The 20,296-nt window shown below is 72.0% G+C and carries 18 protein-coding genes and 2 riboswitches; of the genes, 11 read left to right on the forward strand and 7 right to left on the reverse strand.

From position 1 onward, the window contains the following. Positions 1-181: 181 nt before the first annotated feature. Together ACQP00_RS40415 and ACQP00_RS40420 are read left to right on the forward strand one after the other, a co-directional pair. Positions 182-1,525: a condensation domain-containing protein gene (locus ACQP00_RS40415; RefSeq protein ID WP_433206935.1), complete on the forward strand. Its 1,344-nt coding sequence runs from the start codon at positions 182-184 to the stop codon at positions 1,523-1,525. A 30-nt stretch (positions 1,526-1,555) separates the two neighbouring features. After that, on the forward strand, positions 1,556-2,326 hold the full coding sequence (locus ACQP00_RS40420) for an SDR family NAD(P)-dependent oxidoreductase (protein WP_433206938.1): 771 nt from the start codon (positions 1,556-1,558) through the stop codon (positions 2,324-2,326). On the opposite strand, the gene ACQP00_RS40425 is transcribed toward ACQP00_RS40420, so the two are convergent. After that, positions 2,323-2,829 (reverse strand): DinB family protein, encoded by a 507-nt coding sequence (locus ACQP00_RS40425; RefSeq protein ID WP_433206941.1) that lies wholly within the window; start codon positions 2,827-2,829, stop codon positions 2,323-2,325. The genes ACQP00_RS40420 and ACQP00_RS40425 overlap by 4 nt on opposite strands. An 81-nt stretch (positions 2,830-2,910) precedes the next feature. Here ACQP00_RS40425 and ACQP00_RS40430 point away from each other — a divergent pair, with 81 nt between their 5' ends. From ACQP00_RS40430 to ACQP00_RS40445, 4 genes are all read left to right on the forward strand, one after another. After that, positions 2,911-4,245, forward strand: a complete 1,335-nt coding sequence (locus ACQP00_RS40430; RefSeq protein WP_433206944.1) for a ferredoxin reductase family protein — start codon at positions 2,911-2,913, stop codon at positions 4,243-4,245. A 16-nt stretch (positions 4,246-4,261) separates the two neighbouring features. Further along, complete coding sequence (locus tag ACQP00_RS40435) at positions 4,262-4,672, forward strand: FMN-binding protein (RefSeq protein WP_433206947.1); 411 nt, start codon at positions 4,262-4,264, stop codon at positions 4,670-4,672. 92 nt (positions 4,673-4,764) lie between these two features. Further along, a complete protein-coding gene (locus tag ACQP00_RS40440; RefSeq protein ID WP_433206950.1) occupies positions 4,765-5,634 on the forward strand; it encodes a type 1 glutamine amidotransferase in 870 nt (289 codons plus the stop codon). A gap of 6 nt (positions 5,635-5,640) precedes the next feature. After that, positions 5,641-6,480, forward strand: coding sequence for a zinc-binding dehydrogenase (locus tag ACQP00_RS40445; protein WP_433206953.1), 840 nt, complete (start codon positions 5,641-5,643; stop codon positions 6,478-6,480). On the opposite strand, the gene ACQP00_RS40450 is transcribed toward ACQP00_RS40445, so the two are convergent. Genes ACQP00_RS40450 through ACQP00_RS40460 form a run of 3 tightly spaced genes read right to left on the reverse strand, consistent with a single transcriptional unit; the run spans position 6,409 to position 11,219 of the window. Next, the gene (locus ACQP00_RS40450) at positions 6,409-7,650 is read right to left on the reverse strand and encodes a low temperature requirement protein A (protein WP_433206956.1); all 1,242 of its coding nucleotides are present in this window, start codon (positions 7,648-7,650) and stop codon (positions 6,409-6,411) included. The genes ACQP00_RS40445 and ACQP00_RS40450 overlap by 72 nt on opposite strands. 10 nt (positions 7,651-7,660) lie before the next feature. Next, positions 7,661-9,862, reverse strand: coding sequence for an MMPL family transporter (locus tag ACQP00_RS40455; protein WP_433206959.1), 2,202 nt, complete (start codon positions 9,860-9,862; stop codon positions 7,661-7,663). A gap of 16 nt (positions 9,863-9,878) precedes the next feature. Next, on the reverse strand, positions 9,879-11,219 hold the full coding sequence (locus ACQP00_RS40460; RefSeq protein WP_433206962.1) for an L-serine ammonia-lyase: 1,341 nt from the start codon (positions 11,217-11,219) through the stop codon (positions 9,879-9,881). A gap of 28 nt (positions 11,220-11,247) precedes the next feature. Next, a riboswitch (glycine riboswitch) is annotated at positions 11,248-11,346 on the reverse strand. Then, positions 11,347-11,439, reverse strand: a riboswitch (glycine riboswitch). It abuts the riboswitch before it with no gap. Between the two features lie 169 nt (positions 11,440-11,608). Here ACQP00_RS40460 and ACQP00_RS40465 point away from each other — a divergent pair. Both ACQP00_RS40465 and ACQP00_RS40470 read left to right on the forward strand, forming a co-directional pair. Beyond that, positions 11,609-12,433: an LLM class flavin-dependent oxidoreductase gene (locus ACQP00_RS40465; RefSeq protein WP_433206965.1), complete on the forward strand. Its 825-nt coding sequence runs from the start codon at positions 11,609-11,611 to the stop codon at positions 12,431-12,433. Continuing rightward, a complete protein-coding gene (locus tag ACQP00_RS40470) occupies positions 12,433-13,371 on the forward strand; it encodes an LLM class flavin-dependent oxidoreductase (protein ID WP_433206967.1) in 939 nt (312 codons plus the stop codon). The genes ACQP00_RS40465 and ACQP00_RS40470 overlap by 1 nt, the downstream gene beginning before the upstream one ends. Here the strand turns inward: ACQP00_RS40470 and ACQP00_RS40475 are convergent. Next, a complete protein-coding gene (locus ACQP00_RS40475; RefSeq protein WP_433206970.1) occupies positions 13,368-14,462 on the reverse strand; it encodes a sugar kinase in 1,095 nt (364 codons plus the stop codon). The genes ACQP00_RS40470 and ACQP00_RS40475 overlap by 4 nt on opposite strands. Further along, entirely contained in the window at positions 14,459-15,103 is a 645-nt protein-coding gene (gene eda, locus ACQP00_RS40480) for a bifunctional 4-hydroxy-2-oxoglutarate aldolase/2-dehydro-3-deoxy-phosphogluconate aldolase (protein WP_433206973.1), read from the reverse strand. Before eda ends, ACQP00_RS40475 begins: the two co-directional genes overlap by 4 nt. Positions 15,104-15,132: 29 nt before the next feature. On the opposite strand from eda, the gene ACQP00_RS40485 reads away from it, so the two are divergent. After that, positions 15,133-15,876, forward strand: coding sequence for an IclR family transcriptional regulator (locus ACQP00_RS40485; RefSeq protein ID WP_433206976.1), 744 nt, complete (start codon positions 15,133-15,135; stop codon positions 15,874-15,876). 8 nt (positions 15,877-15,884) lie between these two features. On the opposite strand, the gene ACQP00_RS40490 is transcribed toward ACQP00_RS40485, so the two are convergent. Beyond that, complete coding sequence (locus tag ACQP00_RS40490) at positions 15,885-17,120, reverse strand: ROK family transcriptional regulator (protein ID WP_433206979.1); 1,236 nt, start codon at positions 17,118-17,120, stop codon at positions 15,885-15,887. Between the two features lie 319 nt (positions 17,121-17,439). On the opposite strand from ACQP00_RS40490, the gene mmsA reads away from it, so the two are divergent. Then, entirely contained in the window at positions 17,440-18,987 is a 1,548-nt protein-coding gene (gene mmsA, locus ACQP00_RS40495) for a multiple monosaccharide ABC transporter ATP-binding protein (RefSeq protein WP_433206982.1), read from the forward strand. Further along, complete coding sequence (mmsB, locus tag ACQP00_RS40500; protein ID WP_433206985.1) at positions 18,984-20,282, forward strand: multiple monosaccharide ABC transporter permease; 1,299 nt, start codon at positions 18,984-18,986, stop codon at positions 20,280-20,282. The genes mmsA and mmsB overlap by 4 nt, the downstream gene beginning before the upstream one ends. Positions 20,283-20,296 lie beyond the last annotated feature (14 nt).

A 20,296-nucleotide genomic window follows, 5' to 3' on the forward strand; every position in this document is an offset into this window, starting at 1 on the left:
TCAGGGTAAGAACCGCCGACAGTGGGCCGGATCAACCGATCCAGATCGATCCACCGAAAAGCGCAGTTGACCTGCGCTAATCGGGACATACACGCGCGTCTACCGACGAGTCACCGGATCCGATGACTCGACGGACGGTATATGGCGACGGGGCGGGCGTCGACAACCGTCACATCGATCCGTGAGACTGCACCGCGTGGAGCAGATCGCGTTCGCCGAGGGACGTTCCGCAGCGGGGCCGGCCACCTGGGGGCAGAGCGCGATCTGGGACGTGGTGCGCCGGCTCGGGGATGATGCCGCGCGGTACAACGTGAGCGGCGGGCTGCCGCTGGACCCTCCGCTCCCCCTGGACGAACTCGCCGGGCTCGTGCGCGCCCTGCTGCTGCGGCACGATTCACTGCGCACGACCCTGCGCTGGGACGGCGACCGCCTCGACCAGGTGGTGCACGCCGCCGGCGCGATCGACCTGCACGTGCGCGCGGCGGACGACGTCACCGCGGCCGCGTACGCCTTCTACCACGAGCTGCAGGCGATCCCGTTCGACGCCGAGCGGGAGCTGCCGGTGCGGGCCGGGGTGGTGACGGCGGGCGGGCGCGCCGGGTACCTCATCCTGTCCCTCTCCCACACCGCCTCCGACGGCTGGGGCCTGCGCAACCTCCTCGCCGACGCCGCCGCGCTCGCCGCCGGGCGCCCGCTGAGCACCGACGAGCGGACCCAGCCGCTGGAGGAGGCGGAGTACCAGGCCTCCGACAAGGGCCGCCGGCGCGACGCCGCCGCCCGCCGGGCCTGGCTGGACAAGCTCGGCCGCGGCCCGGCGAGCCAGTTCCCGGACCGGGCCGGCCGCCCGCCGGCCGCGGCGTTCCCCAACGCCGTGCTCAACTCCCCCGCTCTCGCGCTGGCCCTGGCCCGGGTCGCGGCCGGGCTGGAGGTCAACCAGGGCGCGGTCCTGCTGGCCGCGGCGGCGGGCGCGGCGGCCCGGCTCGGCTCCGCCCCCGAGGCGCTCTTCCAGGTCGTGGTGAACAACCGGTTCCTGCCGGGCATGGCGGGCGCCGTGAACACGATCGCCCAGGAGGGGCTGCTGCTCCTGCCGGATCCCGCCGAGGACTTCCCCGGTCTGGTCCGGCGCACGTTCGGGGCCGCGCTGTCGGCCCAGCGGCACGCGTACTACGACAAGCTCGCCCTCACCCGCGACCTCGCCGGCCTCGTCGCGCCCGCCGACCACTCCTGCTTCGTCAACGACACGCGCGGCCTCATCCCGATCGAGGGGTACGGCCAGGCGCCCGACGGGCCGCTCACCGAGGCCCTCGCGCGCACCACGCTGAGCTGGCCCGTCGAGCACGCCCCGCGGCGCAACACCACGTTCGCCCTCGACGCCCAGGACGCCCCCGGCAGCCTGGAGCTGGCCATGACCGCCGACGCCGCCGTGCTACCTCGCCCCGACATGGAGCGGATGCTGTACGGCATCGAGGACCTCGTCGTGACCCAGGCGCTCGCGCTGGAAAAAACTTCCGCCGGGCACCGATGAGTTCCGGCGCGGCCCGGCGTTAGACCGGCCATGAACGACACAACAGCGAAGAACGTGGTCATCTACGGCGCGGCCGGCGGCATCGGCAGCGCGGTCGCGGAGGCCTTCGCGGCCCAGGGCGACACCGTCCACCTGTGCGGCCGCACGGCCGAGACGCTCGAGGCGCTCGCCGCGCGCCTCCGGGAGCGGGGCGGCAAGGCGGAGACGGCGGTCGTCGACGCCTTCGACGAGGCCGCGGTCGAGGCGCACGCGGCGGGCGTCGGGCGGATCGACGTCTCCCTGAACCTCGTCCCGCGCGGCGATGTGCAGGGCATCCCGCTGATCGAGATGAGCACCGAGGACCTGACCCGGGCGGTGACCAACGGCCTGCGCACCAACCACATCACCGCCCGCGCCGCCGCGCGCCGGATGGTGGCCCAGGGCGAGGGGCTGATCCTGGCCCTGGACAGCGGCTCGGCCCACCCCAGCCCGATGATGGGCAGCACGTGCCCGGCCGACGCCGCCCTCGACACGTTCGTGCGCAGCCTGGCGCTGGAGTTGGGGGCGCACGGGGTACGAGCGATGGGCATCTGGGTGGCGGGCCTGCTGGAGACGCTCACCGTCGAGAAGCTCCGGGCGGTCAACGCCGCGATCGACGAGCAGGCGGTGGCGGGCATCCACGCCGGCCTCGACCAGGCCAGGATGCTGGGCCGTTCGCCCCGACTGGCCGACGTCGCCGAGACGATCGTGTTCCTGGCCTCGCCGGCGGCGCGCGGCCTGACCGGCACCTGGATCAACGCGACCGGCATGTTCACCAGCTAGGCCCTGTCCTGGGCCAGTTGACGGCGGATGTCCATGAGGTGATGCTCGCCCTCGTGGACCGTGTGGCGGCCGAGCCAGAGCAGCGTGCGCGGGACGGGCTCCGGCCACGGGTACAGGCCGATCCGCTCCAGCTGGTCCGGGCGCAGTGCGGCGAAGGCGGTGCCGAGCACGGCGGCGGCGGACCCGAGGGCGGCGAGCACGGCCTCGGGGTCCTGCCGGTTGTACGCGGCCGTCACGACCAGCTCGTCCCGCCCCATCGGCGCGAACTCGGGCGCGTCGGCGTGCAGGGCGAGGTCGAGCCGCTCCGCCTGGACGCGCAGGACGTCGCGGACGTGGCAGGTGTACTCCAGCGGCGACCACACGTCCGGCGCGGGCCGGGCGCGGATGTCGACGACGGCGGCCAGCGCCTCGGTGAAGCGGGCCGCGAACTCGCCGAGCCGCCCGGGGACGTCACGGGGCGCGACGGCGTCGTAGCCGAACCCGCACTCCTCGCAGAGATCCACGCGCAGGACGGTACCCGGCTCACAGCCAACTTTCAGGCCCGGCACAGCCGCCCGGCATCAACCACCCCAAGAGTTGAGCGCATGACTACCGACGCCGTGCCGTTGCGCCGCGCCGAGACGCCCTGGTGGTGGGCCGACGCCGGCGGGATCGCGGCGGGCGTGAGCCTGATCGTGGTCGTGGGCCTGTGGGTCAACGGCGGCAGCGCGGGCGACCTGGCCGCCGGCGGGCTGACCGCGGTCACCGCCGTAGGCCGCCTGTTCGGGCTGCTGGCGTCCGACCTGATGCTGCTGCAGGTGCTGCTGCTGGCCCGGATCCCTGCGGTGGAGCGCGCGTTCGGGCAGGACCGCCTGGCCCGCTGGCACCGCTGGACCGGGTTCACCTCGTTCAACCTCATGGTCCTGCACGTGGCCCTGATCATGATCGGCTACGAGTCGGTGTGGGGCCTGATCGTCGACTACCCCGGCATGCTGCTGGCCGCGGCCGGCACGGCGGCGCTGGTCATGGTGACGGTGACGTCGATCAAGGCGGCACGGCGGCGGCTCCGGTACGAGTCCTGGCACCTCCTGCACCTCTACGCCTACCTCGGCGTGGGCCTGGCCCTGCCGCACCAGCTGTGGACGGGCGCGGACTTCATCGGCTCGGCGGCGGCGCGCGCCTACTGGTGGACGCTGTACGCGGTGGCCGCCGGCGCCGTGCTGACCTACCGTGTCGCGCTCCCCCTGTGGCGCAGCCGCCGGCACGCCCTGCGGGTCACCGAGGTGCGCACCGAGGGACCCGGGCTGATCTCCGTGTTCGTCAGCGGCGAGAACCTCGACCGGCTGCCGGTACGAGCGGGGCAGTTCTTCCTGTGGCGCTTCCTCGACGGACCCGGATGGTCGCGGGCCCACCCCTACTCCCTCTCCGGCCCGCCGCGCTCGGGGCTGCTGCGGATCACCGTGAAGAACCTCGGCGACGGCAGCGCCCGGGTCGCGGGGCTGCGGCCCGGCACCCGCGTGCTGATCGAGGGCCCCTACGGCAAGCTGACCGGCGAGTCGTACCGCGGCGGCCCGGTCACGATGCTCGCCTGCGGGATCGGCGTCACGCCGCTGCTCGCGCTGCTGTGGGACCTGCCCTTCGCGAACGGCGAGGCGACCCTCGTCTACCGCGCCCGCACCGAGGCGGACCTCGCCTTCCGCGACGAGCTCGACTGGCTGGCCCGGCACCGGGGCGTGCGGCTGGTGGCCCTGCTGGGTCCGCGCGCCGAGGGCTCGTGGCTGCCGCGCGCGCACGCCGGGACCCCGCTGCCGGCGCTCGTGCCGGGGGTTTCCAGCCATCACGTGTACGTCTGCGGCCCCGACGACTGGACCGGGTCCGCGGTGCGCGCGGCCCGGGACGCCGGCGTCACCCACCTGCACACCGAACGCTTCGCCTGGTGACCGGGGAGACGACCTGATGCGCCGAATCATCCTCTGGCTGGCCTCGACCGTCGCCGCCCTCGTGCTGCTGTTCAGTTACCGGACGTCGACGGGTCCCACCGCGGCGTCATCCCCGCAGTCGGCGGCGGTGGCGCCGGCCACGGGTACCGGCAAGACGTTCGACGGTTCGGTAGCCGCGACCCGCTGGGGTGATGTGCAGGTGCGCATCACGGTGGACGGTGGAAAGGTCACCGACGTCACGGCGCTCACGTACCCGGCGGGGAACCGGCGCGACCAGGAGATCAACGCCTACGCCCTGCCGCGGCTGCGCACCGAGGCGCTGGCCGCCCAGAGCGCGGACATCGACTCGGTCTCGGGTGCCACCGTGACCAGCGAGGGCTACAAGGAGTCCCTGCAGGCCGCCCTGGACGCCGCCGACCTCGGGTGACGGGTTGACGGATATTTGCGGGAACCGACGCGCGGCGGTCGCGCTATGCTCCACAATCGGCCCCGACCCTCTCTTTGGAGCGCCAGCTGCCCATGACGGCTTTCACCATCGACCACCGAGCCGCGCGACTGCACGGGGCCCGCCGCCCGCTGCACGTCCGCCAGCGGTGCCGCCTGCTGTTCCTCAACATGCAGGAGCAGGCTTCGGTACGTGAGATGGGCCTGACCCCGTACCGCGACTGGATCGCCGAAGTGACCCGCCTCGCCCCCGACCAGATCCACACGGTCAACGTGGCCGACGGCGAGCCGCTCCCGGACACCATCGAGGCCAGCGGCATCATCGGCGGCGGCTCCATGCACTCCTCCTACGAGGAGCTCCCGTGGATCCGCCAGGTCAAGGACTTCCTGGCCACCGCCCAGCGCCGCGGCGTGCCGGAGCTGCACATCTGCTTCTCCCACCAGGCCAAGTCCGAGGTCGCCGGCGGCGTGTCGAAGACCGGCCACCTGGGCCGCCGCTTCGGCATCGAGACGCTGACCCTGACCCCGGCGGGCCGCGATGACCCGCTGTTCCGCGGCCTGCCCGCCACCTTCGACGTCTTCACCTCCCACGTGGACGCGGTCTACGACGTCCCCCCGACGACCGAGTTCGGCGCGGTGACGGAGCTGGCTTTCGGCAAGTACCGCAACGAGTCCCTGGCCATCGGCACGACGGCCCGGACCTTGCAGGTGCACCCGGAGATGACCGCGGGCATCGCCGCGGCCCTGGCCCAGACGCGGCGCAAGCAGCTCATCGCCGAGGGGCAGCTCGGGCCCTCCGACGCCGACTACGCCGCCTTCCTCGAGTCGCTCGACTGGGCCGACCTCGACATCCGCGCCCGGATGCGGACGCTGCTGGACAACTGGCTGCGCTACTACGTGGCCCCGGCCATGAACCCGCCGGCCGCCGCGGCCCTGCACGCCTGACCCGCCGTGCTCGTCATTCGCACCGAGGCGGTCGGCGTCGGCGTCGGGCTGGTCCGCACCCTGCGCGACACGCCCCTCGAGGACGCCGGCGGGGAGATCGTCGGCCGCGTCGAGGAGGTCGCCGAGGGCGTCGCCGGCTTCAAGCCCGGCGACCGCGTCGGCGGCGTCGTCTTCAAGGGCGCCTACGCCGAGCGCGTGATCGGCATGCCCGGGCTCGTCGAGCACGTCCCGGAGGGGATCGAGGCCGGCGCCGCCGTCGCCGTGGTGCGCGGGGGGCTGGTCGCCCTGGGAGCGCTTCGCGCCGGGGAGATCCGAGCCGGGCAGTCGGTGCTCGTGACGGCGGCGGCGAGTGGGGTCGGGCATCTGGCGGTACAACTGGCGCGGGCTCTTGGCGCGGCACGCATCGTCGCCGCGGTGGGGTCCGGGGACAAGGCGGGCTTCGTGCGCGAGTGCGGGGCGGACGAATGTGTCACCTACGACGAGGCCGGCTGGGGAGAACAGGTCGATCTCGTGCTCGACGGGGTCGGTGGGGAGCTCGTCCAGCGTGGTGTCGACGCGCTCGCTCCGTTCGGGCGGCTGGTGGCGTTCAGCGCCGGCGGCGGCGAGGTGGACACCGCCAGGCTGCTCGGCGACGGGCGGAGCGTGACCGGGTTCGCGGTCGGGACCTGGCATCGGCGGCGGCCCGGCGTTGTCGACGGGTGGCGGCGGGAGCTGTGGGACCTGGTGGCCGAGCGGCGGATCGTCCCTCGGTACGCGGAGTTTCCGCTGGCCGAGCTAGACCGCGCCCTCGGGCTCGTGGCCGGTCGGGGCAACCTCGGCCGGGTCGTCGTCCGCACCGGTGCCTGACACGCGGCGGTACGCGATGTGCCACAAGGCCGCCGCCAGCAGCACGGCCAGCAGGGCCCAGGCGGTCAGCGGGCCGCCGAACGCCCCCAGCAAGGCGCAGACCAGGACCGACGGTACGCCCCAGCCCAGCACCCAGCGCCAGTTCGCGCCGCCCCGGGCGCCCATCACGGTCGCCGTCAGGAAGTACAGGGCGGCGCCCGAGCACAGGACCAGGCGGGTGGCCGGCTCGACGTGGCCCTCCGGGTGGGCGGCCAGGGCGCCGAGCCCGGCGGCGATGACGACGATCGACACCGTGGTCAGGTAGTGCGAGGGCATGGTGAGGCGGAGGGCGAAGACGCGTACGCCGTACGTGGGGGCGGAGCTCGGGCCGTAGCGCAGGGTCAGCCACCACAGGGACACCAGCAGGCCGAAGCCCACGACGACCACCATGAACAGGGGCATCCGCCAGCGGCCGCTCTCCGCCGCGGCGTTGACGAGCTGGGCCACCGCCTCGCCCAGGACGATGATGACGAAGAGGCCCAGGCGCTCGCCGAGGTGCGGGCGGTCGGGGTTGGCCGCCTGGAGCTTGGCCACCCGGTCCAGCTGGGCCTCGCGGTGGTGCCGGCGCAGGGAGCGCTCCAGGTCGCGCCGCTCCTCCTCCAGCAGGGCCTTGGGGTCGCGGGAGCGGGTGATCGAGAAGAAGACGTCCACGGCGATGCCGATGACCCACAGGCCGTACCGGATGCGCTCGTCCTCGTAGTTGCCCAGCGAGGCGAACCACGGGATCAGGCCGACGGCCTGCTGGACGCCGGGCCACTCGGTGACGATGCGGTTCTCGCGCTTGAAGGAGCTGATGCCCATGAACCGGCACCAGATGTACGCGATCACGAACGCCCGGGGGTTGCCCTCGTCCATCAGGGGCACGGACGCGGCCATGAGCGCGATGCCGAACATCGCCAGGAGCATGGCGCGCTGGCGGGTGCGGATGCCGGAGATGTTCGCGTACAGGGTGAACGCGGTCCACACGCTCCACATCGCGTAGTACGCGACGCCGAAGACGAGCACTTTCTCCCACGTCACGTCCTCGTGCAGCAGGTGCGCCAGCTGCGCGACGGCGGCGACGATGACGAGGTCGAAGAAGAGCTCCAGCCAGGTGGCGTGGCGCTCCTCGGCGGATGCGGGGGTGGCCATGATCGCCACCTTAATCGACGGAAACCGGTTCCGGGTCGGCGGCGGGAGCCGGCGGCGGCAGGGCGTGCTCGCGCAGGCCGATGCGCTCGTGGAGCCGGCGCAGCGGGGCCGGTGCCCACCAGTTGAAGCGCCCGAGCAGCGTCATCGTCGCCGGTACCAGCAGGCAGCGCACCACCGTCGCGTCGATCACGACCGCGGTGAGCAGGCCGAGCCCGACCTGCTCGATCTGGCCCAGGTCGGCGGCGGCGAAGCAGGCGAAGACCACGACCATGAGCAGCGCGGCCGACGTGATGATCCGGCCGGTGTGCTGCAGGCCGTGGCGTACCGCGGTGTCAGTGTCATCGCCGCGCTCGACGTACTCCTTGATCCGCCCGAGCAGGAACACCTCGTAGTCCATCGACAGCCCGAACGCGAAGGCGAACACGATCACCACGACGAACGGGTCCAGCCCGCCGATCGTAAGCGTGTGCAGCGCCCCCGAGCCCCAGCCGTGCTCGAACACGGCCACCATCACGCCGAACGTGGCCCCGAGCGAGACGACGTTGGCAAGAACGGCCTTCACCGGTACGACCAGCGAGCCCGTCATCGCGAACAGCAGGATGATCATCGCGACCAGCGTCACCGCCACAGCCCCCGGCAGGTCACCGGCGATGAGCCCGAGCAGGTCGATGAGCAGCGCGGCGTCGCCCACCACCCAGGACTGCACGCCGGCCGGGCGGTCGGCCCGCAGCCGGTGCACCAGTCCCTGGGCCGCGTCGTCCTGGGCGCCGCCGCGCAGGATCAGGTCGACCGTGGCCGTGCCCGTCCCGGCCGGCTTGGCGGGCGCCACGCCGGCCACCGCGGGGTCGGACTTCCACCTGGCGGCGTACGCGTCGAGCGACGCGGCGTCGGTGCGGGCCACCACCCGGACCGTCGGCTTGTACCCCTGGCCGAAGCGGGCCGCGAGATCGTCGGCGACGCGGGCCGACTCGATGCTGCGCGGCACCCCCTCCAGGCGGGGCATCTTGAACGTGACCCCGAGCAGCGGGGAGCCGGCCGCCAGCAGCAGCAGGGTGGTGCCCAGGGCGATGAGCACCGGGCGGCGCTGCACGATCCGCGACAGCCCGGCGAAGAAGCCGCGCTCGGCGTCCTCGCGGTCCCGGGCCCGGGCGATCGCGCGCTTGGACGGGCGGATGCGCTTGTGCAGCACGCCGATCAGGGCTGCGGTGAAGGTCAGCGCGGCCAGCATGGCCACCACGGCGATCGACACGCCGCCGGCGCCGAGCGCGCTGAGCTGGTGGACCGAGAACATCATCAGGCCGGTCAGGGCGGCGGCCACGGTCAGGGCGCTGAAGAAGATGGTGCGCCCGGCCGTCGCCCAGGCCCGCCCGATCGCCTCCGGGGGCTCGAAGCCGGCGGCGACCTCCTCGCGGTACCGGGCCACGAGCAGCAGGCCGTAGTCGATCGACAGGCCGAGGCCGAGCAGAGTACACACGGTGACGACGTTCTGGTCGAGGTCGGTGACCCGGCTGAACAGCCACAGCAGCGGCATGGCAGCGGCGATCGAGACGACCGCGGCGAGCACCGGCAGCCCGGCCGCGACCAGGCCGCCGAAGACGAACACGAGCACGACCAGGGTGAGCGGCAGCGAGATCAGCTCGGCCCGGCCGATGTCCTGCTGCAGCGTGCCGCGCACGTCGGCGTTGAGGATCGGGCTGCCGCCGACCTCGACGGTGGCCTGCGGTACACCGGAAGCGGCCAGATCGGCGTCGATCCGGTGCAGCCGGCTCCGCAGCGTGTCCAGGACGTCGGAGCGCTCGCTGTTCTCGAGCTTGTCCAGCGTGACGACCACGATCAGGCCGTGGCCGTCGGTGGCCAGGTAGGCCGGGGCCTGCGCCGCGGGAACCGAGAACGGGGTGGCCACCGAGGTCACGCCGGACGCCCCGGTCAGGTCGGCCGCGGCGGCGTCGACGGCCGACTTCACCGCGGGCGCCTTCGGGTCGACGTCGTCGAGCAGCCCGATGACCGTGCCGCTGGAGTCGTTACCGGTGGCGATGGCATCCATGCCGTCGATCGACTCGACGTGCTTCGGGTTGCTCGGGTCCGCGATCGCCGAGAACACGGGCCCGAAGCTGAGCCCGCCGAGCACGACCACGACCAGCCAGAGGCCGATCACCGACCAGCGGTGCCGGAAGCAGAACCGTCCGATGCGCGCCACCACGCCCAGTGCCATGCCCGAAAGCTTCTCACTAGCACTCGATCACGGTGACGGCCAGCCCTCCTCGGGCGGTCTCCTTGTACTTCACGGACATGTCGCGGCCGGTCTCGCGCATGGTCTTGACCACTTTGTCGAGGGTGACGTGGTGGGCGCCGTCGCCGTTGAGGGCGAGCCGGGCCGCGTTGACCGCCTTGACGCTGGCGATCGCGTTGCGCTCGATGCACGGGATCTGCACCAGGCCGCCGACCGGGTCGCAGGTCAGGCCGAGGTTGTGCTCGAGGCCGATCTCGGCCGCGTTCTCGACCTGGCCGGGGCTGCCGCCGAGGGCCTCGCACAGCCCGGCCGCGGCCATGGCGCAGGCCGAGCCGACCTCGCCCTGGCAGCCGACCTCGGCGCCGGAGATCGAGGCATTGCCCTTGATGATGATCCCGACGGCCGCGGCGGCGAGCAGGAACCGGACCACGCCGTCGTCGTCGGCGCCCGGCACGAACCGCGTGTAGTAGTGCAGGACGGCCGGGATGATGCCGGCGGCGCCGTTGGTGGGCGCGGTGACGACCCGGCCGCCGGAGGCGTTCTCCTCGTTGACGGCCAGGGCGTACAGGTTGAGCCAGTCCATGACGTGCAGCGGGTCGGACATGTCCGATTTGTGCGACAAGTCGGCGTGAAGTCGAGGCGCCCGCCGGCGAACTTGCAAACCCCCGGGCAGGACGCCCTCCGGGCGGGTGCAGCCGTTGTGCACGCACTCCTGCATCACCGACCAGATGTGCAGGAGTTCGGCCCGGATCGCGGGCTCCGAGCGCCAGGACAGCTCGTTGGCCAGCATCACGTCCGAGATCGAGCGCCCCTCGCAGTGGGCGAGCAGCTCGCCGCCGGTCGTGAACGGGAACTTCAGCGGCACGTCGGCCTCGGCGATCACCCCGTCCGGTCCGACCACGAAACCGCCGCCGACCGAGAAGTACGTGCGGGCCAGCAACTCCTCCCCCGCACCGTCCCACGCGGTGAACCGCATGCCGTTGGGGTGCTCGGGGAGGCTGCGGCGACGGTGCAGTACAAGATCGGCGTCTGGATCGAAGGCGATGGCGTGCTCGCCGAGGAGCGCGATCCGCCCGTCGCGCCCCGCCTCGGCCTCGGTGTCCACGGTGGCCGGGTCGGCGCCCTCCAGGCCGAGCAGGACCGCCTTGGGCGAGCCGTGCCCGTGCCCGGTCGCCCCGAGCGACCCGAACAGCTCGGCCTTGACCCGCCCGACCCGCGGCAGCAGCCCGTCGTCGGCCAGGCGGGCGGCGAAGCGGCGGCCGGCGCGCATCGGCCCGACGGTGTGCGAGCTGGACGGGCCGATGCCGATGGAGTACAGGTCGAAGGCGCTGAGCGTCACGGAAGGCTCCCCTGGTGTCGAGGGTGGGCCTCCCCGCTCTGTCATCGAATGCCTGAGAGCTTCACCGCCGTGGTGGGCGGTTTGCACCGTGGGCGCGGGACGCGGCGTCCCGGCTTTTCAGAGTCGCCTACCCGCGGCGGTACGTGGGCCTGAGAGATTCCCGGGGAGGAGTTGCTCCTTCGGCGCCCCTGTTGCCAGAGGACTCTCCCGTCGCAGGTGATGCGGCGTGCTATGCGGTTGTCAGGCCGACGGTACACTGATCCGCGGAACTCCGGATTCCGCCCCCGTGGAGACACGTCGCAGATGGGGGCGGGACCTCGCGTAAGTCGCGAGGAGGAGGTGGCGACAGCACTGGATGCCTGCTGCCCACCTTCAGGGAGTACCGAATCATGGAACTTGGTCTTGGCCTGCCCGTCAGCGACCCGCCGCGGCTGCTCGACTGGGCCCGCCGCGCCGAAGCCGCCGGTTTCGCGAGCGTCGCGCTGCTGGACCGGCTCGCCTACGACAACCCCGAACCGCTCGTCGCGCTCGCCCTGCTGGCCGGGGCCACCACGCGCATCCGGCTGCAGACCGAGGTCCTGCTGGCCCCGCTGCGCGGCACGGCCCTGCTGGCCAAGCAGGCGGCCACCCTCCAGCTGATGTCCGGCGGCCGGTTCCGGCTCGGCGTCGGCGTCGGCGGGCGCGCGGACGACCACGCGGCCGCGGGCGTGCCACTCTCCCAGCGCGGCGCGGTGATGGACCGGATGCTGGGCGACCTGCGGGCGATCTGGGGCGGGGCGCCGTACCCGACGACGCCCATCGGCCCGTCCGCCGCTCCGCCGCTGCTCATCGGCGGCTTCGCCCCGGCCGCCCTGGCCCGGGTGGCCCGCTTCGAGGCCGGCTTCCTGTGCGCGGCGCCGCTGCAGTGGGCCGGAAAGCTGGTCGACACGGTCCAGGAGCAGTGGCGGGCCGCCGGTCGCGCGGGCCGGCCCCGGCTGGTCTGCCAGGTGAACGCGGCCACGCCGGCGTCGCTCGATCGGGCCCGCGGGGCGGCCGCCGCGTACTACGCCTTCACCGGCCGCGAGGGCTGGGGCGAGCCGATCAGCGACCCCGGGCAGCTGGCCGAGACCGTGGCCGCCTACCGGGAGTTCGGCGCCGACGAGCTGATCCTGTACTGCTGGGGCGACGACCCCGGCCAGATCGAGCTCCTCGCCCGGCATGCGAAGCTGTCGTGATGGCGCGTATCGGCGTGATGTTGCCGCGGGACCTGCCCGCGGATCGGGTGCTGGCCTACGCCCGCCGGGCCGAGGAGCTCGGCTTCGACGAGCTGTGGGTGGTCGAGGACCTCGGCTTCCGCGGCGGCGTGGCGCAGGCCGGCGCGGTGCTGGCGGCCACCGAAAGGATCGTGGTCGGCATCGGCATCCTCCCCGCGGGCGCCCGCAACGCCGCCTTCGCCGCGATGGAGCTGGCCACCCTCGCGCAGCTGTTCCCGGGCCGGTTGATCGCCGGCATCGGCCACGGCATGCCGGCCTGGATGCGCTCGGTCGGCGCCCACCCGGCAAGCCCGCTGACCCTCCTGCGCGAGTTCACCGTCGCCGTGCGCACCCTGCTGCGCGGCGAGCCGGGCCCGCCCGCCGGCCGCTACGTCCGGGTCGAGGGCGTCACCATCGAACAGCCTTCGCTGGTACCCCCTGTGGTCCTCGGCGTCCGCGGCCCGAAGTCCATCGCCGTGGCGGGCGAGGTCTCCGACGGGCTGCTGCTGGCCGAACCGGCGGCGCCCCCGTACATCGCCGGCGCCGTCGCCCGCCTCACCGCCGGGGCGCAGGTCATCACGTACGACGTCGCGGTGGTCGCCGACGACGGGGCAACCGCGCGCGACCTCGTGCGGCCGGGGCTGGTCTGGATCGGCGAGCCGGACTGGGCCCCGCACCTGGCCCCGCTGCCCTTCGCCGACGACCTGGCCCGGCACCGCCGGGAGGCGCCGAGCCGGGAGGCGTTCGCCGCCACCCTGCCCGACGCCTGGGTGCGGGAGCTGTCCCTGGCCGGCACCCCCGACGAGGTCCGCGCCCAGATCGCCGCCCGCCACGCCGCCGGCGCGACGAGCGTGGTCATGGTCCCGGCCGAGCCCGACCCGCTCGCCGCGCTGCCCCGGTTGGCGCAAGTCCTGGGTTAGCGCTGCACGCGGGCGCCGGCGCCCTTGACCAGGGCCTCTACCTCCTTGAGGCTTGCCATCGAGGTGTCGCCAGGGGTCGTCATGGCAAGCGCGCCGTGGGCGGCGCCGTACTCGACCGCCGTCGCTACATCGCCGAAGGTCATCAGCCCGTAGATGAGCCCCGAGGCGAAGCTGTCGCCGCCGCCGACCCGGTCCAGGATCTCCAGGGCCGGGCGGTGGGTGGCCTCGGCGAACTCCCCGCCGGCCCACGCGATCGCGCCCCAGTCGTTGACCGTGGCCGTGTGCACGCCGCGCAGGGTGGTCGCGACGACCTGGAAGTTCGGGTACGCCTTGACCGCCGCGGTGATCATCGTGCGGAAGTTGGCCGAGTCGAGCGCGCCGGTGTGGATGTCGGTGTCGGGGACCTCCAGGCCGAGGCAGGCGGTGAAGTCCTCCTCGTTGCCGATCATCACGTCGACGAGGGCGGCCAGCCGGCGGTTGACCTCGCGGGCGCGCTCCTGGCCGCCGATCGCCTTCCACAGGCTCGGGCGGTAGTTCAGGTCGTAGGAGATCACGGTGCCGTGCCGGCGGGCGGCGGTCAGGCAGGCCTCGATGGTGTCCGGGGTGGTCGCGGACAGCGCCGCGTAGATGCCGCCGGTGTGCAGCCAGCGCACGCCGAGCTCGCCGAAGAGGTGCTCCCAGTCGACGTCCTCGGGGCGCAGCTGACCGGCCGCGGTGTGGCCGCGGTCGGAGACGCCGACGGCGCCGCGGACGCCGAAGCCGCGCTCGGTGAAGTTGAGGCCGTTGCGGACGGTGCGGCCGATCCCGTCGTACGGCACCCAGCGCACGAACGTGGTGTCCACCCCGCCCTGCAGGATCAGGTCCTCCAGCAGCCGGCCCACCTCGTTGTCGGCGAACGCGCTGACCAGGCCGGTGCGCAGGCCGAAGCAGCGGCGCAGCCCGCGGGCCACGTTGTATTCGCCGCCGCCCTCCCACGCCCGGAACTGCCGCGCGGTGCGGATGCGGCCCTCGCCCGGGTCGAGGCGGAGCATGACCTCGCCCAGCGACACCAGGTCATACCGGCACTCGGCGGCCGGGCGCAGCGTGATCACAAAACCTCCAGGGCGGCTCTGGTACGGGCGGTCACGGCGTCCCAGTCCCGCGCGGCCAACAGGTCCGGGGCGACCATCCAGGTGCCACCGACCGCGACGACGGACGGGATCGCCAGGTAGTCGGCGAGGTTTCCGGTGTTCACCCCGCCCGTCGGCACGAACTTGACCGAGCGGAAGGGTGCGGCGAGGGCCTTGACCATGGGTACCCCACCGAGCTGCTCGGCCGGGAAGAACTTCACGGTGTCGAGGCCGGCGTCGAGGGCCTGCATGATCTCGGTCGGCGAGGCGACGCCGGGGAACACCGGCACGCCCCGGGTCTGGCAGCGGGCCACCACGGCCGGGCTGAAGCCGGGGCTGACGACGAACCGGGCGCCCGCGTCCACGGCCCGGTCGACCTGGGCCGCGGTCAGCACGGTGCCCGCGCCGACGAGCATGCCGGGGCGGGTGGCCATGGCGGTGATGGCGTCGGCCGCGGCGGCGGTCCGGAACGTCACCTCGGCGAGCCCCAGCCCGCCGGCGAGCAGGGCGTCGGCCAGGTCGGCGGCGGCCCCGGCGTCGTCGAGCACGACGACCGGCACGATCTTCTTCGCCGCGATGACTTCGGAAACGGCGGGTTGTTCAGTATGCTGAACGTCGGTCACATCCGTGACCATAGTGCACGGGAGGCTTGGTGACTACTCCGGTCAAGTCGGCCGACCGCACCCTCGACATCCTCGAAGCGCTGGCCACGGCCGGGCCCTCGACGCTGTCGGAGCTGACCCGCGCGCTGGACATCCCGAAGAGCAGCCTGCACGGCATCCTGCGCACCATGGCCGCGCGCGGCTGGATCGAGGCGACCGAGACCCGGTTCCGCCTCGGGCTGAAGGCGCTGCGGGTCGGCGCGGCCTACCTCGACACCGACGACTCGGTCGGCCTGCTCGCCGGCATCCTGGACGACCTCTCCGCACGCTTCGGCGAGACCACGCACCTCGGCCGCCTGGACGGCGCCGACATCACCTACGTCGCCAAGCGCGAATCGGTGCACCCGTTGCGGTTGTACTCCGCGATCGGCCGCCGCCTCCCCGCCCACGCCACGGCCCTGGGCAAGGCCCTGCTGGCGGCGCGGCCGGCGGACGAGCTCGACGCGTTGCTGCCCGACCCGCTCCCCGGTCTGACCCCGCACACGATCACGGACCGTGGCGCCCTGCGCGCGGAACTGGCCGCGATCCGTGCCCGCGGCTACGCCGTGGACCGCGAGGAGAACACCGAGGGCATCGTGTGCGTCGCACGGGTCGTACCGCTGCGCGATCCGGCCACCGACGCGATCAGCCTGTCGATCCCCCGCACCCGGATCACCGAGTCCACAGTGGACGAAGTGGCGGCCGCCCTGGCCGACGCGGTGGACAAGGCCGCGAGCGCACGCCGCTTCCTGTAACCGCTTCGTCAGCCGGCAAGCAGGGCGGACACCTGCGGCGAGAACGTGGAGTGCAGCACCAGGGCGGCTCCCCCGATCGCGGCGGCGTCGTCACCCAGGGGTGACAGGGCCACGTTCACCCGGCGGATGCGGCGCGCCATGGCCCGCTCCTCCAGCGCCCGCACGACCGCGTTGCGGAACTGGGCCTCAACGTGCCGGATGCCGTGCCCGCCGAGAATGATCAGCTCGACGTCGACGATGTTGACCACATTGACGGCGACGGCGGCGAGGCGTTCGGCGGCCCGCCCGATCACTCCCGCGGCGAGCCCGTCGCCCGCCGCGGCCGCCCGGCACAGGGCCGCGTGGTCCACAGTGGACGGTGACCGCCGGAAGGCCTTCGTGAGAGCGCTCTCACCGCTGGCGGCCAAAAGTCGGTGGGCGTCCGCGACGAGCGCCGCCGGGTTGATGAGCGCTTCGAGGCAGCCTCGGTTCCCGCAATAGCAGTCGGGACCACTCTCCGTAACCGAGGTGTGCCCGAACTCGGCGGCGTTCATGGAGCCGCCCCGGTGGACCTGGTGGCCGATCACCAGCCCTCCGCCGACACCGGTGCCGAGGAAGAAGTACGCGAAGTTCGCCACCCCGCGGCCGGCTCCCGCCCACCGCTCCCCGATGGCCGCGGCCGTGGCGTCGTTGTCCAGGGTCACCGGAAGCCCGGTGGCGTCGGCGACCATCTGCTTGAGCGGCACCCGGGTCCAGTCCGACAGCTGCGGCGGGGAGATGACCTCACCGAGCGACTGGTCGATCGGCCCGGGTGCGGCCAGCCCGACGCCCAGCACGCGCTCCCGCTCGACGCCCGCCTCGGCCAGCACCTCGCCGACGAGCCCGGCCATCGCCGCCGTGACCTTGGCCGGGTCCATGTCGGCCGGGGTCGGGCGGCGGGCCGTGACCAGCGGCCGGCCCAGCAGGTCGACCACCACGCAGGCGAGCTCGACCGGGTCGAAGTGCAGCCCGACGGCGCGGCCGGCATCGGCGTTGATGCGCAGCACGGTGCGCGGCTTGCCACCGCTGGAGGAGCGCGCGCCGTCCTCGCGCACGATCCCCTCGTCGATCAGCCGGCGCACGATGCCGGAGACCGTCTGCGGCGTCAGGCCGGTTTGCTCCGCGATCTCCACCCGGCTCGTACCGTCGGTCAGCTGGATCTGGTCCAGCACGACCGCCCGGTTGTACTGGCCGACCTTTGGGAGATTTGTCCCGACTTGCCGCACCCGGCCTCCTGCCTACGTACCGTTACCTACATGATGCCCTGCGCCGTTGACTTAGTAAAGCAATTGGATTTAGAGTCCGACACACACAGCTAACGCCCTGGACACGTGAGAGCGCTTCCCCGGCCGCTGCGATGACCGCCCAAGCACTAGATCATTGCCGGATTGTTACCAAGAAACGACCGGCGGGACTGGGCAGGATCGCCACACTGGAATAAGTTGGTCGTCACAACAAACCTGGCTCGCGGCTGTAGTTCTGAGAAGCGGTTCCCAGAAAGCCCTTCGGAGGCAACATGATGTCGGTGACAAGGCGGCTCGCCTCATGAGCAGCGCACCGATCCTGCTCGAGATGCGGTCGATCACCAAGGAGTTCCCGGGCGTCAAGGCGCTCAGCGACGTCAACCTGGTGGTCCGCGAGGGCGAGATCCACGCGATCTGCGGCGAGAACGGCGCCGGAAAGTCGACGCTGATGAAGGTTCTCAGCGGCGTCTACCCCTACGGTTCGTACGACGGCCAGATCTTCTACCAGGGCTCGGAGACGCGCTTCAGCGACATCCGGTCCAGCGAGAAGGCCGGCATCGTGATCATCCACCAGGAGCTCGCGCTGGTGCCGCACATGTCGATCACCGAGAACCTCTTCCTGGGCAACGAGCCCAGGAAGAACGGTGCCTACGACTGGACCGGCGCCAACCGCAAGGCGCACGAGCTGCTGACCCAGGTCGGCCTGCGCGACGACCCGGACACGCTCATCAAGGACATCGGCGTCGGCAAGCAGCAGCTCGTCGAGATCGCCAAGGCGTTCGCCAAGGACGTCAAGCTGCTGATCCTGGACGAGCCCACCGCCGCGCTGAACGAGAACGACTCGGCCCACCTGCTCGATCTGCTGCGGGAGTTCAAGCGGCAGGGCATCACCTCGATCATGATCTCGCACAAGCTCAACGAGATCGAGGACGTCGCCGACTCGATCACCATCCTGCGTGACGGCAAGACGGTGGAGACCCTCGAGGTCGGCGCCGAGGGTGTCAACGAGGACCGGATCGTGCGCGGCATGGTCGGCCGCGACCTGGAGAGCCGCTACCCGGACCACACGCCGAAGATCGGCGAGGTGTTCTTCGAGGTGCGCGACTGGACGGTCCGCCACCCGATCTCGGCCGACCGCCTGGTCTGCAAGCACTCCAACTTCAACGTCCGCCGCGGCGAGATCGTCGGCTTCGCCGGCCTGATGGGCGCCGGGCGCACCGAGCTGGCGATGAGCCTGTTCGGCCGCTCCTACGGCGTGTACCAGTCGGGCCAGATCTTCAAGGACGGCAAGGAGATCCAGCTCCGCTCGGTCGCCGAGGCCATCCAGCACGGCCTGGCGTACGTGAGCGAGGACCGCAAGTCCATCGGGCTCAACCTGCTCGACGACATCAAGACCTCGACGGTCGCCGCCAAGCTGTCGAAGATCACGCACCGCGGGGTCATCGACGAGGTCGAGGAGCACAAGGTCGCCGAGGAGTACCGCAAGGCACTGCGGGTCAAGGCGCCTACCGTCGACGAGGGCGTCAACAAGCTCTCCGGCGGCAACCAGCAGAAGGTCGTCCTGGCGAAGTGGATGTTCACCGACCCCGACCTGCTGATCCTCGACGAGCCCACCCGCGGCATCGACGTGGGTGCGAAGTACGAGATCTACGGGATCATCCAGCGGCTCGCCGACCAGGGCAAGGGCGTCATCGTCATCTCCTCGGAGCTGCCCGAGCTGCTGGGCCTGTGTGACCGCATCTACACGGTGTTCGAAGGCACCATCACCGGCGAGGTCCCGCGGGCCGAGGCCAACCCGGAACTCCTCATGAAGCAGATGACCTCTACGAAGAAGATGCCGACGCGATGAGCCGACTCAAGGACCTTCAGAAGAATCTGTTCGGGGGCACGACCTCGAACGCCCGCCAGTTCACGATGATCTTCACGCTCGTGGCGATCATCATCCTGTTCCAGATCTGGACGGACGGGCTGACCCTCAACTCCGGCAACCTGATCTCGCTGACCCAGCAGTACGCGTACATCTCCGTGCTGTCCATCGGCATGCTGATGGTGATCGTGGCCGGCCACATCGACCTCTCGGTCGGCTCGGTGGCCGCGTTCGTCGGCATCATCGTGGCCAAGTCGATCCGCGACGGCGGCGTGCCCTGGTGGGTCGGCATCCTGATCGGCCTCGCGGTCGGTGCCGTCATCGGTGCCTGGCAAGGCTTCTGGGTCGCCTACATCGGCGTGCCCGCCTTCATCGTCACCCTCGCCGGCATGCTGATCTTCCGAGGCGGCAACCAATACATCGGCAACGCCGAGACCATCGCGGTGCCGAAGGCCTTCACGCAGATCGGCGCCGGGTACCTGCCGGAGTGGGGCCCCAACACGGGGTACAACAACAGCACTCTGGTTCTTGGGCTCGTGGCCTGTCTCGCCGTGGTGTGGCGGGAGCTGCAGGCCCGCAAGACCCGCCGCGCGATGGACGCCGAGCAGAGCCCGATGTGGGTGTCGGTCCTGCGGATGGCCATCATGCTCGCGGTGATCATCTTCGCGACCCTGCGCTTCGCCGGCGGCCGCGTCGGCACCAGCTTCCCGATCTCGGGCTGCATCCTCGCCGCGCTGGTCATCGCGTACTCGTTCTACACCCGCAACACGCCGGGCGGCCGGCACATCTACGCCGTCGGCGGCAACGCCCGCGCCGCGGAGCTGTCCGGCGTCAAGCTGCGCCAGGTCAACTTCTTCGTCATCATGAACATGTCGATCCTGGCCGCGCTGGCCGGCATGATCTTCGTGGCCCGCTCCGGCGCCTCCGGTCCGCAGGACGGTCTGAGCTGGGAGCTGGACGCGATCGCCGCCGTCTTCATCGGTGGCGCGGCGGTGGCCGGCGGTATCGGTACCGTCTCCGGCGCCATCGTCGGTGGTCTGGTCATGGCCGTGCTGAAGAACGGCCTGCAGCTGCTGGGCATCGGCACCGACCGCGAGCAGATCATCCGCGGCCTGTTCCTGCTGCTCGCCGTCGCGCTGGACGTCTACAACAAGAGCCAGGGCCGCTTCTCGATCATCGGATCGATCATGCGTCCCTTCCGCCGGCAGGAGAACACCGATCCGGCTGCGCCGAACCAAGCCGGTCAGGAGTCAATCAGGACTCCGGTCGGCGGCTGACCCACCCGCCGCGC

The sequence above is a fragment of the Dactylosporangium sp. CS-047395 genome, assembly GCF_050942185.1.
Taxonomy (GTDB): Bacteria; Actinomycetota; Actinomycetes; order Mycobacteriales; family Micromonosporaceae; genus Dactylosporangium.

What these genes read in the sequence shown, in the direction of transcription:
- ACQP00_RS40420 (WP_433206938.1), top strand. Translation starts at nt 1,556, where the DNA reads ATGAACGACACAACAGCGAAGAACGTGGTCATCTACGGCGCGGCCGGC.
- ACQP00_RS40430 (WP_433206944.1), top strand. Translation starts at nt 2,911, where the DNA reads ATGACTACCGACGCCGTGCCGTTGCGCCGCGCCGAGACGCCCTGGTGG.
- ACQP00_RS40435 (WP_433206947.1), top strand. Translation starts at nt 4,262, where the DNA reads ATGCGCCGAATCATCCTCTGGCTGGCCTCGACCGTCGCCGCCCTCGTG.
- ACQP00_RS40440 (WP_433206950.1), top strand. Translation starts at nt 4,765, where the DNA reads ATGACGGCTTTCACCATCGACCACCGAGCCGCGCGACTGCACGGGGCC.
- ACQP00_RS40450 (WP_433206956.1), bottom strand. Translation starts at nt 7,650, where the DNA reads ATGGCCACCCCCGCATCCGCCGAGGAGCGCCACGCCACCTGGCTGGAG.
- ACQP00_RS40455 (WP_433206959.1), bottom strand. Translation starts at nt 9,862, where the DNA reads ATGGCACTGGGCGTGGTGGCGCGCATCGGACGGTTCTGCTTCCGGCAC.
- ACQP00_RS40465 (WP_433206965.1), top strand. Translation starts at nt 11,609, where the DNA reads ATGGAACTTGGTCTTGGCCTGCCCGTCAGCGACCCGCCGCGGCTGCTC.
- ACQP00_RS40470 (WP_433206967.1), top strand. Translation starts at nt 12,433, where the DNA reads ATGGCGCGTATCGGCGTGATGTTGCCGCGGGACCTGCCCGCGGATCGG.
- mmsA (WP_433206982.1), top strand. Translation starts at nt 17,440, where the DNA reads ATGAGCAGCGCACCGATCCTGCTCGAGATGCGGTCGATCACCAAGGAG.
- mmsB (WP_433206985.1), top strand. Translation starts at nt 18,984, where the DNA reads ATGAGCCGACTCAAGGACCTTCAGAAGAATCTGTTCGGGGGCACGACC.